This is a genomic window from Paenibacillus mendelii (assembly GCF_024498075.1).
Classification (GTDB): domain Bacteria; phylum Bacillota; class Bacilli; order Paenibacillales; family Paenibacillaceae; genus Paenibacillus_Z; species Paenibacillus_Z mendelii.
On sequence record NZ_JANHOF010000002.1, the window covers coordinates 638,283 to 650,362 of the forward strand.

Annotated in this window: 10 protein-coding genes; 3 read left to right on the forward strand and 7 right to left on the reverse strand. The window is 52.1% G+C overall.

Going from position 1 to position 12,080, the window contains the following annotated elements:
• Nucleotides 1–43 precede the first annotated feature (43 nt).
• The 6 genes from NNL21_RS10150 to NNL21_RS10175 all read right to left on the reverse strand — a co-directional run bounded on the left by NNL21_RS10150 (nt 44) and on the right by NNL21_RS10175 (nt 7,384).
• Nucleotides 44–1,393 carry an ABC transporter substrate-binding protein gene (locus NNL21_RS10150; RefSeq protein WP_204817095.1) on the reverse strand — a complete coding sequence of 450 codons (1,350 nt, stop codon included), beginning with the start codon at nt 1,391–1,393 and terminating at the stop codon, nt 44–46.
• A gap of 225 nt (nt 1,394–1,618) precedes the next feature.
• Complete coding sequence (locus NNL21_RS10155; protein ID WP_204817093.1) at nt 1,619–2,395, reverse strand: hypothetical protein; 777 nt, start codon at nt 2,393–2,395, stop codon at nt 1,619–1,621.
• A gap of 14 nt (nt 2,396–2,409) precedes the next feature.
• Complete coding sequence (locus tag NNL21_RS10160) at nt 2,410–3,792, reverse strand: sensor histidine kinase (RefSeq protein ID WP_204817091.1); 1,383 nt, start codon at nt 3,790–3,792, stop codon at nt 2,410–2,412.
• Nucleotides 3,793–3,797: 5 nt separating this feature from the next.
• The gene (locus NNL21_RS10165) at nt 3,798–4,496 is read right to left on the reverse strand and encodes a response regulator transcription factor (protein WP_204817088.1); all 699 of its coding nucleotides are present in this window, start codon (nt 4,494–4,496) and stop codon (nt 3,798–3,800) included.
• 368 nt (nt 4,497–4,864) lie between these two features.
• The gene (locus tag NNL21_RS10170; RefSeq protein WP_256555144.1) at nt 4,865–6,295 is read right to left on the reverse strand and encodes a S41 family peptidase; all 1,431 of its coding nucleotides are present in this window, start codon (nt 6,293–6,295) and stop codon (nt 4,865–4,867) included.
• A gap of 141 nt (nt 6,296–6,436) precedes the next feature.
• Nucleotides 6,437–7,384: an aldo/keto reductase gene (locus tag NNL21_RS10175; protein ID WP_309145318.1), complete on the reverse strand. Its 948-nt coding sequence runs from the start codon at nt 7,382–7,384 to the stop codon at nt 6,437–6,439.
• A gap of 174 nt (nt 7,385–7,558) precedes the next feature.
• On the opposite strand from NNL21_RS10175, the gene NNL21_RS10180 reads away from it, so the two are divergent.
• Nucleotides 7,559–8,359: a Cof-type HAD-IIB family hydrolase gene (locus tag NNL21_RS10180; RefSeq protein ID WP_204817085.1), complete on the forward strand. Its 801-nt coding sequence runs from the start codon at nt 7,559–7,561 to the stop codon at nt 8,357–8,359.
• Between the two features lie 80 nt (nt 8,360–8,439).
• Here the strand turns inward: NNL21_RS10180 and NNL21_RS10185 are convergent, their stop codons facing one another.
• Nucleotides 8,440–9,456, reverse strand: a complete 1,017-nt coding sequence (locus NNL21_RS10185) for a YeiH family protein (protein ID WP_204817922.1) — start codon at nt 9,454–9,456, stop codon at nt 8,440–8,442.
• 158 nt (nt 9,457–9,614) lie between these two features.
• On the opposite strand from NNL21_RS10185, the gene NNL21_RS10190 reads away from it, so the two are divergent.
• Together NNL21_RS10190 and NNL21_RS10195 are read left to right on the forward strand one after the other, a co-directional pair.
• A complete protein-coding gene (locus NNL21_RS10190; RefSeq protein WP_204817082.1) occupies nt 9,615–10,517 on the forward strand; it encodes a LysR family transcriptional regulator in 903 nt (300 codons plus the stop codon).
• A gap of 316 nt (nt 10,518–10,833) precedes the next feature.
• Nucleotides 10,834–12,054, forward strand: coding sequence for a hypothetical protein (locus NNL21_RS10195; RefSeq protein ID WP_204817080.1), 1,221 nt, complete (start codon nt 10,834–10,836; stop codon nt 12,052–12,054).
• The last annotated feature ends 26 nt before the right edge of the window (nt 12,055–12,080 follow it).

A 12,080-nucleotide genomic window follows, 5' to 3' on the forward strand; every position in this document is an offset into this window, starting at 1 on the left:
ATTCCACATTTACTTACCTAATCATGATGATGATTTGCCTGCTTTATTTCGCTGCTCCGCCCGCCATGGCTTCTTTAATCTTCGCTTCCGATTCTTCCTTCAGCTTACGAAGGTGCGTAGCGACATCCATATCCGATTCGGCAAACTTGGCCAAGCTGCCGCCGATATCAACATATTGATCCCACAAGCTGAAGCGTTCCTTCGGAATCGCAGGCCATACTTTGAAGAAGGCGCCAATATTCTTACCTTTATACGCGTCGACATTAGTTCCATACATTTTGCGGATATCCGGGTTGGAGACCGCCGGTCCGGAAGCCATATCCTTCAAGATATTCGTTTGATTCTCGTCGGAAAAGTATTCCGCAAGAACCTTGAACGCCTCGTTCTTATGTTTGCTGAAATTCGTAATGACCATCGGAGATGTACCTACAATCGGGCCGTTGGTCGGCGCGTCCGCCCATACGGGAACCGGCAGGACGTCCATATTTTTCTGGAATTCCTTGTCGCCCCAGCCCCCTGCTAAGAATCCGTTCCAATTCAGAGTCATAGCCGCTTGCTTAAGCGCGAACAAACTTTGACCTTTCGTGTGCTCGCCGACAATACCCGGTATGCTGTAAAACTTCTTCATCCATTCGAAGTATCTCGTGAAGCCAGGGTCCTTCGTAATGAGAACTTCTCCGGTTTCAGGATCAGTTTTATTCAATCCCATTTCATTCAGAGGAATAGTGGCATCCCCATCCATGGAGCCGTATCCAAACTCCAATCCGACATATTTCTTCCCGTCGCGTTCCGCTGTCATCTTTGCCGCCAGGTCGAGCAGTTCATCCCACGTCAAGCTTTTCTCGGGATCCGGATAGGGAACGCCGAATAGGTCGAATATTTCCTTATTGTAGAACAGCACTTGACCGCCTTGGCCGTCCGGGAACCCCATCATCCGGCCCTCCGGATCTTGAGCCCGCAGGTATGCCACCAACGAAGCATCGAGGATAGATTCATCGAAATTGTTCACCGTCATCAATTCGTCGAGCGGTTCGACGACTTCGAGGTCGAATAACGGTCTGAAGCCGTGATTACCGATAATAATATCCGGCTCAACCCCGGAAGCGAACAGCTCCTGCAAGCCTTCGTTCGTCGATCCGTTCACATTGACATACTTGACAGTCACATTCTCCAGCTTCTGTTCAATCGGCTTAAAACGGGAATTAAACTGCTCTTCTCCCCACGGATAGGCTACTGTGATCGTTACAGGTTCCGCTGGCGGTGCAGGCTTCTGCGGTTCGTCTTCGTTCTGTTTAACAGTCTCGTTCGTTGGTTCTTCCTTCGCGGGCTCCTTGCTATTGCCGCTGTTGGAGCATGCTGCCGTGAAGATCGTAAGTAGAATAAGAACTGCCACCAGTACAACTTTCCTCTTCATTAAATAGTGGATACAAACTCCCCCTTATTCGTTCTGGCCGCTTAGCTCTGGTCGTTATCCCGGTTGCTCATCCTTCAATGAGTAAGCGCTTACTACCTTAGATTAGCAAACATCCTGTGAAGACGACGTGAGTTTCCTGTGAATTTGCTGTGAAGATCACAAAAACCTCACCTTAAGGGTGAGGTTTTTGTGATCTTCATTCATTTAGGCTTGCGATTTCGTCTGCAGCAAAACCATCATAAGCGCCAGCTGTATGCCCGTTATCACATACGCGTATACGGGAATGCCGATGATAATGGCTGCCAGGCTCCATGTCCGGTGCAGCAGAAGACTGATCAATCCCGATCCTGCAACCAACACGACGACGATCATTCCTGTTTGAGCCAAGGAGCTTCGGAAATACGCCCTGCTTTGCCCCAGCACTTGATCCCATGATAACCGGTCGACGACCATCGTGAATTCGATATAGATGAATATAATACGCAGCACAATGAATACAAGCAGCGAAAAGAATAAGCCGGCTGAACCGAATAAGGCCGACAACCCAAGGGTAAGCCCCATTTGGGCTGCAAACACGATGGCGTTAAACATGAAGAAGCGGACAAAGAAGACTCTCCCGCTGCGCATGAACTGGGAGAAGCTCGGCTTGGCCCCCGAAGCGATCAGCTGCAGGCTTGCGATATAGCCTCCCTGCGCATAGCATAAGACCAGCAGCAGCAGGAGCACGACGATTACGGCCGGTACCGAACCCTCCTGACCAAATAAACTTAAATAACCTAATGTATTCGCCAATACCGGCAAATTCAATGAATGACTCAAGGACGGCAGCCCCATATCAAGCAGCAGCTTGAGCGACCATTGAGGCTCTCCTCTAAAGCCAGCCAACCCCCATCCCGCTCCTAATGCAATCATATCAAGTATGATCGGGTACAGCAGAATCGAAAGATTCCTGTTCAGCCTGCGATAGGCCTCCCTCAGCACAATAGTTAACCTCCTTATTCAGCCAAGGCCTCCGGCTCCTGACGATCTGACTTGGACATGATCGGCAGCCGGATGGTGAATGTAGAGCCTATTCCGAGCTCGCTTTCCACTTCCATCGTTCCTCCATGTGCTTCCACAAGAACACGCGCAATGCTAAGACCGACGCCAAGCCCTCCGCTGTCCCGGGAACGGGACTTGTCCGCACGATAGAAGCGGTTGAATATGTAGGGCAAGTCCTCGGGTGAAATTCCCATCCCTTTATCGGTGACATAGATAGCGGTTTCATAATCATCGGTCCGCAGTACGATATCGATCTCTCCGCCAACCGGCGTATATTTAATGGCATTGGAAATGACGTTCGATATCACTTGAATCAAGCGGTCGGGATCAACCTCGGCATAGATGGGAACATACACCGGCTGCGTGGTGAACGCGATATCCTTGTCATGTGCGAGGAATAGAAACCCTTCGTGAACGCTTCGGAGCAGCTGCACCATATCGACCCGCTGCAGATTCAATGTAAACCGGGCGCCTTCCGCCTCCGACAGCTTCTCCACGTCTTTAACAAGACGCGACAAGCGGTCAATCTCCGCATAGATGAGATTCATGTTTCTCTCTGTTAACGGATAGATGCCATCGATCATCGCTTCCAGCCTCGACAGGACCGAGGTCAGCGGCGTTCGGAGCTCATGGGTCAAATCCTGCATCAACTGCTTCCGCCATTTTTCCTGCTGCTTAAATTCTGCCAATAAATAATTGATCGTCTGAGCCATCTGCGTATGCTCGAAGATTCCGCCCGCCGGTATTTCCGTTTCATGATCGCCATTCATAATGGTATATGCGCGCTTGGCTTTCAATCGGAGCTGCTTGGTCATCATCACGGAGATCCATAAGCTAAGAAGAATAGCTATCAGCAGCAAGCCAATATATACGATTCGGGCTTGCTTCTTCGCGGTATTGTTCATGTTCGTGAAATAAGGAAAGTAATTATCATTGCTCAAATCGTACGAGGCTGTTAATAGGCCGGCCAATTGACCTTCTATCATGAGAGGAAGCTCCACCTCGTATGGTGTAACTAACGGCTCCTGTTGAAGCGAAGAGTCCAACCATACCTTGTCGCCGGTGGGGTCGGTATATTTGACGAAACCCGAATATTGCTTGGATAAGCTGTAGATCCACATGAGCTGGTTCTCGATGAGCGGTTCGTGCTTCACCTTCTCTTGTATGGCGAAAGTCATCTTTAAGGTCTGGTCGTCCAAGTACTCGGTCTTGTACGCCACCAGAAGCTGATTCCACAAGAGAATAAAGATGACATACATCGCGGAGAGCAGCAGAGCGGAGAACAAGGATAGGACCGTGAAGTAGACCGTCACGGATTGCTTCATCCAAGCCGGCAAGCGGTTCAATCCTCATCCGGTATAAAATTAAATTTATAGCCGGCTCCAACCTTCGTTGAGATATAGATCGGGTTTTTCGGATCCTCTTCGATTTTTCGGCGAATGTTCTTTATATGGGCATCCATCGTACGGTCGTCGCCGATATAACGGTAGCCCTGCACCTCGTAAGACAAGTCATGCCGGCTATATAATTTGCCGGGATTTTTCGTTAAAATATTCATGATTTTGAACTCGGTCAATGTTAAATTCGTCGGCCGTCCGTCGACAATGACTTCCTTGGACTCGAAATAGACGATTAATCGCCCCCGGTTAAATCGCTGCACCGTTTTGCTGCCAGATGAATTCACCTGCATTCTGCGCTGCAGGGCATATATGCGGGCAACCACTTCTTTCATACGGAAGGGCTTCGTTATATAGTCGTCGGCTCCTAAATTCAATCCGTTTATGGTATCGATTTCATTCGCCTTCGACGTCAGCATAATCAGAGGAACATTCGAGAACGTCCGAATGCTTCGGCACACATCCTCCCCCGATATCCCGGGCAGCATCAGGTCCAACACGACCATATCCAGCCGGGTTGTCCGGACTTTCTCTAACGCATCTGTGCCATCCGTAGATACATGTACTTTCCAGCCTTCATTTAAAAAGTAGGATTGCAGCACGTCCCGGATCGGCGTCTCGTCCTCAACGATCAGGATATCCATAACATTCCCCTCTCATGATGATCCGTCCTTCTTGCATATGTTTCACATACGACCCGCTCATCCATTAACGATTAAAACAAAAGGGAACCGAGTCAAGAAGCAGGCAATCCCACAGCAAGGTGGTTCGGGGCAAGCTTCTACGCTCGTTAGCCGGGAGCGAAACAAAGAAAAACCACTCGGACGCTGAACTATACCGATTTTGACATATAGGCGCATCGATTTGCAAGGGTTATTTCCACATACTGGACACCGCGGTCCTCTCCTTCGCATGCATCCGATCTAGACAAAAGAACCCCGTGAGCCGCTAAAGCACTCATGGGGTTCCTCCGTACATCCTGCAGCAATTGGACATATCCGTCCGTAAGCCTTTATTCCTCTGCTGCGGCAGCCCGCAGCTCTTCCATCGCCGTGAGCATCTGCGGATCCTCCGCCCGGTATTTCTCCATCAACCGGGTTGTAATCCGATAAGCCGTCCGGTCGTTCAGAATACCATTGGCCGGAATGCCTTCGCTTAGCTGGAATGCCTTAACCGCCTTGATTGTATCCGCATTGTAGATCCCCGGCGGTTCTCCTGTAATGTACCCGAGTACCTGGAGCATCTGCTGCGCAGTCTCAACGCGTTCACCGTAATCGCCTTCCTGCAGCTTCAATCCTACCGGAAGCCGTGGCAGCTGGGTATACGCCGGCGCCTTGACCACTCTTGTAGGCTCGATGCCCTTCTTATGAATCCATTGTCCATCCGGCGAGCGCCACTGTGCTTCGGTCAGCTTCAGTACCGAGCCGTCTGCCAGCTGGCGGAACTGCTGCACAATTCCTTTGCCGAAGGTTTGCTCACCGATGACGACCGCACCAGCCGTATCCTTCAAGGCTGCGGTAAGCACCTCTGCCGAGCTGGCGGTATTGCCATCGACGAGAATGGCGACCGGCAGCTTCCATGGTTCCTTCTGCTCCGACTTATGCGTAATGATCCGCTTCTCGCCTTTATATACGACTTGAACGATCGTCTTGCCCTTCGGCACGAAACGATTCGCAATATGAATCGTCGGCTCCAGCAGTCCGCCCGGATTGCTGCGCAAATCAAGCAGTAGCTTCTTCATGCCCTTGGCCTGCAGCGCTTCGATGGCCTTGTCGAACTCATCTCCTGTCTTATCGGCAAACCGGTTAATCGCAATCGTACCGATGCCATCCTCCTTCATAGCGAAGGATACCGTGTGAACGGGCACGGCCCCCCTGACCACCGGCAGCTCGAGCGGTTCTGCCAGTCCCTCCCGGCGGATCTGTAGCTTGACCTCCGTGCCTTCCTGGCCGCGAACCAGCGTCATCAATTTGTCCAAGGTCATCCCCTTCATGGGTGTGCCGTCCACCTTGAGCATGACATCCCCTGTCTTCAAGCCCGCTTTCTCCGCAGGCGCGTCCTTAATGGCTTCTTCGATGACAAATTCGCCGTCCTGCTCCCGGATCGTCACGCCGATCCCGACAAAGTGATCCTCATACGACTGAATAAACTGCTCACCCTTGGCCTCCGTCAAATAAACCGAGTAAGGATCTCCGAGAGAGCCGACCATGCCTTCAATTGCTCCGTTGACAAGCGATCTCGAGTCCGCGCCTTCCAGGTAGTCGTCCATAATTTCATCATAGGCGAAGGACAAATTGCGAAATCCCGGGTCATCCATGATCGGATTCTGAACATAGACCCAGAAGCGTCCACCTGCAAAGCCGATCGCGCAAACGGCAATAAGCGCCAAGCCCATCATAAGCCGCTTTCGCTGTCTAACCGCTTGCGATCCATGTATATTCAATCGTCATCTCTCCGTTTCACGCATGCTGATCCCTCCACTTTATCTTATTTACCGGAGGCGCCGCAAGCTTGCAGGGGGCCTTCAATGATGACAAATTCATGAAGAAGGAGCCCCCAGCAGCGGCGGCTCCCCTTCCTTGCATTATGAATTCGCGCCAAGCGCATCCGAAGCTAAATTAAGCCAGGCGAGCTCGCTGACGCTTAGTTCAACCTGCTGGCCCTTCACACTATCGGCCAGTTCTTCGACTTTATGCGGTCCAATGATAGCCGCCACCGGGAACGATTGATTCAGTACATAAGCAAGCGCAATCTGATTCGCGGTAACACCGTACCGCTCTGCCAGAACGCGAGTCCGTCTAAGCCGTTCCCAGTTGCTGTCATTGTAATACACGCGCACCATATCGGCGTCATCTGTCTTCTCCGGCGAATAACGCCCCGTGAAGAAGCCGCCTGATTGGGAGGACCAAGCAATGACGGGAAGCTGCGTTTCTTGATGCCATGCTTCATCCTCTGCCGACATCGACACGCAGCCTGCCCAGCGGGGCTCATTAGGCTTGGCCAAGCTCAGGTTAGGACTGCTGCAGGCAAAGCCCGTCAGTCCATGCTTAGCGGCATAAGCATTCGCTTCACGAATACGCGCGACACTCCAGTTGGAAGCGCCCAATGACCGGCAGCGGCCTTTGGCCAGCTGATCGTTCAGACCATCGAGAATGTAAGCGACGTTGACGTTCGGATCATCGCGATGCAGCATATAAATATCGACATAATCGGTCTTCATCCGTTCAAGCGATTCAAGAAGATCGTTCTCGATGCAAGTCTTCCTCATGCGGGACTGTTCATAGGGATGGGCTCCTTTGCCGATCAGGACCATGTCGCTGCGGTTGCCCCTCTCCTCCATCCATGCCCCGATCGCCATGGCGGAGGCAGCTCCATAGATATGGCCCGAATCGATCGTGTTGCCGCCAGCTTGGACATACGCATCCAGCAGCTCGCGCACATCGTCCATTCTGTCCTTGTGAAGCATCATCGAGCCCTGCACAAGCTGGGATACGCCCTGCGGGACACCCTCGACCGTTAACCTTTTCATCATTCGCTCACCTCTCTCTCATTTTATCTACATGCAGCCGCCCGTCAACACTTTCTATTAAGATGGGAGCTATGGAACCTGGGCTGCAAGAAGCATGAGCGGGAAATAGCTTGTCCGCCTTGATGTTTTCCGCTACAATCAATGCAAACAGAGAGAGAAGGAGCGGTAGAAACCATCATGTATAAACTGATTGCCATCGATATTGACGATACGCTGCTGACGGATGACTTGATCATCACGGAGGGAACGAAAGCGGCTTTGGCCGCAGCCATTGAACAGGGCGTGTTCGTCACCCTAGCTACCGGCCGCATGTTTCCATCCGCCCAGAAGATCGCAGCACAGCTGGAGCTTAATGTTCCAATTATTACGTACCAAGGTTCCTTAATCAAAACCTTGTTCGACGAGCAAGTGCTGTATGAACGCAGCGTACCGGCCGATGCAGCCAAGGAGCTCTTCGCGTTCTGCGAAGAGCACGGTCTCCATCTGCAGCTGTACATCAACGATGTGCTCTACGTGAAAGAAGATAACGAGAAAGCCCGCGGCTATTCGGCGCTTGCCAAAATTCCATTCGTCGTCGAGCCGGATTACGAGAAGCTGCTTACGCAGCCTTCAACGAAGATGCTCATTATCGACGACCCGGATGAACTGGACAAAATCGCGGCGAAGCTCGCCCCATTGATCGGCGACCGTGTACACATTACGAAATCGAAGGCGCATTACCTCGAATTCATGCACAAGGAAGGCACCAAGGGCCACGCGATCGAGTTCATGGCCGCGCATATCGGCTGCACGATGGATCAGGTCATCGCCATCGGCGATTCCTGGAATGATCACGAGATGATTGAGGTCGCCGGACTCGGCGTCGCCATGGACAACGCGCTTCCGAAGCTGAAGGCCATCGCGAATTATATCACCGCCTCCAATAACGACGAAGGCGTCCGCCTCGTTGTGGAGAAGTTTGTATTGAATAAAGAATAAATAGACAGCCTCATGCTCATGATATGAAAGGCTGTGCCTGGCAGATTCCTGCCGAGCACAGCCTTTTTGACATGTAGAATTTACCCGATGGCGGATGAAATATACGCCATCGCCACAGATAGAATAACCGAGACGACAGCCATTGCTGCCAGCGTGCGAAGCGTCTTGGCTTTGAAATCCTTCAAGCACACATTTAGCCCAAGCCCGACCATCCCCATCGTCAGCAGGAATGTAGTCAAGGTCGCGATGCCGTTCATCACGTGCTCCGGCACTACGATCCAATGCCCGAGAACGAAGCTCCCTAAGATGCTCATCCCGATAAATCCGGCCAAGAACCATGGAAACTCGATTTTCCCTCCGTGAGATGTACCGCCGCTCCGCTTCATCCATATCATAAGGACAATGCTAAGCGGAATGAGCAGAAAGACTCTCCCGAGCTTCGCAAGCAGCGCAAGCGCCAATGCATCCTCCCCGGCAGGCGCGGCAGCCAGCGCAACATGTGCGATTTCGTGCAAGCTTACGCCGGACCAAATGCCGTATTCGGATTCGCTAAATCCCAGGAGCGGCTGAAGCAGCGTATAGCTGATCGCGAATACGGTACCGACCATCGCAATCATTCCCGCCCCGATTGCCGTATCCTTTTCTTTGGCATTCAGGATCGGGGAGACGGCAGCTATAGCCGCAGCCCCGCATACCCCTGTGCCAATGCCGAGCAGCAGCGATAAAGACAAATCGGCCTTCAGCCATTTGGCGATCAGCAGCGTAAGGCCAATCGCACTCACAACCATCACCGTATCCAAGAGGAGCAGCCCCAGACCCTGCTGAAGCACGATCGCGATATTCAGCTTCAAGCCGTATAAGACAATAGCGGCTCTTAGCAATGTTTTCGATGAGAATTGTATGCCCGTACGAAGCGCCTCCGGATATCCTGCGATCTGACGATATACGACCGCAAGCAGAATCGCGCAGCCCAGCTGCCCAACGCGGTCGAGGCCGGGCAGCTGGGCCAAGCCGTAGCCCGCGATAGCGAATAATAGCGTGAACCCGATGCCGCTCATTCGTTTATGGTTACGGACAGCTAAGCCGATCTGTCCCATTCTTGCTTTCAAGTGTGCTGCCACGATTATTCGCCTCCGTTCATTTACAATCCCATCTTATGCGATTAAGATGAATAAGAAAAATAAATCATTATAATACATATCATAAGCAATCACTTATTATAGATGCAGATAAATCGTTAAGGAGCGATCGAACTATGGATCAATCACTGCTTGTTTTCGTTACCGTCGCTGAGAAGCGCAGCTTTACCCGTACTGCGGAAGAACTGCATATGACGCAGCCGGCGGTCAGCCAATATGTTCAGACCTTGGAGAAAACGACTGGCGCCAAGCTTCTCGACCGGTCCAATAAATATGTAAGGCTAACGAAGGCCGGGGAGATCGTCTACCATCATGCCAAAGAAATATTAGGGCTCTATACCCGCATGGATGCTCTCGTCGCTGATCTCATGCAGGTGGCAAGCGGTCCGATTTCCATTGGGTCCAGCTTCACCTTCGGCGAGTACGTGCTTCCTCATGTTATCGCCGACATGCTGGCGGAGTACCCCTTGATCGAGCCAACGATTATGATCGGCAATACGGCCGATATTGGCGGGGCGCTGCTCGCTCATCAGCTTGATATCGGGATTATCGAGGGGGATTACAGCCATGATAAGCTGCGAGTCACCCCATTCGCGGAGGATGTCATGGATCTGATCGTATCCGCCAATCATCCATTCGCTGCAGCCGCGCCCGACTTCAGCGTTTCACTAGCGGACATGGCTCCCGAAACATGGATCGTGCGCGAACGAGGCTCCGGTACGCGCGAGGCAGCCGACCGATGGTTCGAATCGTTTGGCTTTGTCCCCCGCAATATGATGTCGTTCGGCAGCACCCAGCTTATCAAAGAATCGGTCGAAGCCGGCTTGGGCGTTACTCTTCTGTCCCGTTTATCGGTCCGCAAGGAGCTGCAGCTTGGCACCTTGCGGGCTGTGAATGCTGCCGGCACGCCGGTGAAACGGAAGTTTTCCCTCGTGACACATGCCTCGCCCTATCATACCAAGGCAACGCAGGTATTCATCGCCTGTCTGCAGAATGGCCATTGGGGAAGGTTAAGCTGAAATTATACCCGAGGTATACTTAATTACATCCGCCGGGCCTGCATGTATACTGTCATAAACATTTCGGCCGCTTTGTATAATACGGTGTGAACGGTCTGGCGTTAATGCCGTTTACACCATTATGGAGGGACGGTGAAGGGATGAGGAAAGGTTGGAGACGCCATTTATCTGTATCCGCAATACTGCTTCTGTTATCCATCGTCATTGTTGGCAGTCAAGTTTTTGCCGGAGCAACGACATTCTCAGGGTTAACCTTGTCGCGAACCGGGTATGATTATGCCCCTTCGGTCATGCAAGGGGACGCTCGGAAATTAAGATGTGGTGGTGCGGTCAAGCCACAGGCGGCGATGGTATTTTCTATTCGCGGCTGACTGCCTCGGGGTGGACGTCGCCTCAGCTCGTTCTGAGCGCATCATCAAGCGGATGGGACAGCAAGCATGTATGCGATCCTTCCGTTATTAAAGGTTCCTTCAGTATCGGGGGTACCTCCTACACGTATGCTATGTATTACACGGCAACCTACGACACCGTCGGCTATGACAGCCATATCGGCGTTGCTTTCTCCAATGACGGCGTAAACTGGACCAAGTATAGCGGGAATCCCATCATAGCACCGTCGTCCAGCGCCGCCCCTTCTACTCTGCAGTACGGCGCAGGCATGCAAACCGCTTATCGAGCGAGCGGTACGAGCGCCAATGTTACACTTGCCTTCTTCGATTCAACCAGTTCGGGCAGCCGGGCCTATATGGTCACATCGACCAACGGCGTCACGTTCGGCTCCAGAACCGAGCTGCCGAATCCGATCGGCGATACGGCGATCGGGGATATTGCGTACTCGCCTTCTGAGAATGTATGGTACATCGCAACCAAGCATAACAGCGATACGGAATCCTATGTGCTCAAATCGAGCGGCAGCTCGCTCACCTCGGCCTGGCAGGAATGGGGAGGACGAATCAATAATATTTTAACCGGCAATGCCAAGAATCATAATCCCGGATTCATACGGCAGCCTAATGGAGACATCTACACCGAATCAGGGACGCAGTATAAGTATGTGCTGTTCGGAACCGGCGGCACCAGCCCGAGCGACTGGAATATCGGTCAAGCGATCGTAACGGACGGATGGCTGTTCGATGTGAACGGGAATAAACAAGGATGGACGACGGCCAATGTAGCGACTGATTCCGGCCCTTCAGGCGGGCTGTGGGTCGTAACGGCCAATGCTCTGGATCCGTATTGGCAATCACCGCCTCTGAGCATCCTTTCATCGAACTTCTCAAAGGTTGAAATTAATATGGCGAATCAGAATGCGAATACAACCGGTAAAGTGTATTTCAAGACCCACACAGAGGATTACTACAGCGAAAGCAAAAGCGTATCCTTCACGGTCAGCAACTCCGGGGGCTGGGACACGTATACCGTGAATTTGAGCGCCAATACCAAGTACACCGGGATGATCACCGGCCTTCGCGTCGACCCGATCGAAACCGGCAGCAACGCACCGCTTGGCATCAATTACATCAAGATCGTTCCTTAATTCTTACATTCCTTATCCAATAGAAG

Bases quoted from the DNA above. Each gene is read 5' to 3' on its own strand.
- NNL21_RS10165 (WP_204817088.1), bottom strand. From the start codon at position 4,496: ATGGATATCCTGATCGTTGAGGACGAGACGCCGATCCGGGACGTGCTG.
- NNL21_RS10180 (WP_204817085.1), top strand. From the start codon at position 7,559: ATGTATAAACTGATTGCCATCGATATTGACGATACGCTGCTGACGGAT.
- NNL21_RS10195 (WP_204817080.1), top strand. From the start codon at position 10,834: ATGTGGTGGTGCGGTCAAGCCACAGGCGGCGATGGTATTTTCTATTCG.
- NNL21_RS10190 (WP_204817082.1), top strand. From the start codon at position 9,615: ATGGATCAATCACTGCTTGTTTTCGTTACCGTCGCTGAGAAGCGCAGC.
- NNL21_RS10175 (WP_309145318.1), bottom strand. From the start codon at position 7,384: ATGATGAAAAGGTTAACGGTCGAGGGTGTCCCGCAGGGCGTATCCCAG.
- NNL21_RS10185 (WP_204817922.1), bottom strand. From the start codon at position 9,456: ATGGGACAGATCGGCTTAGCTGTCCGTAACCATAAACGAATGAGCGGC.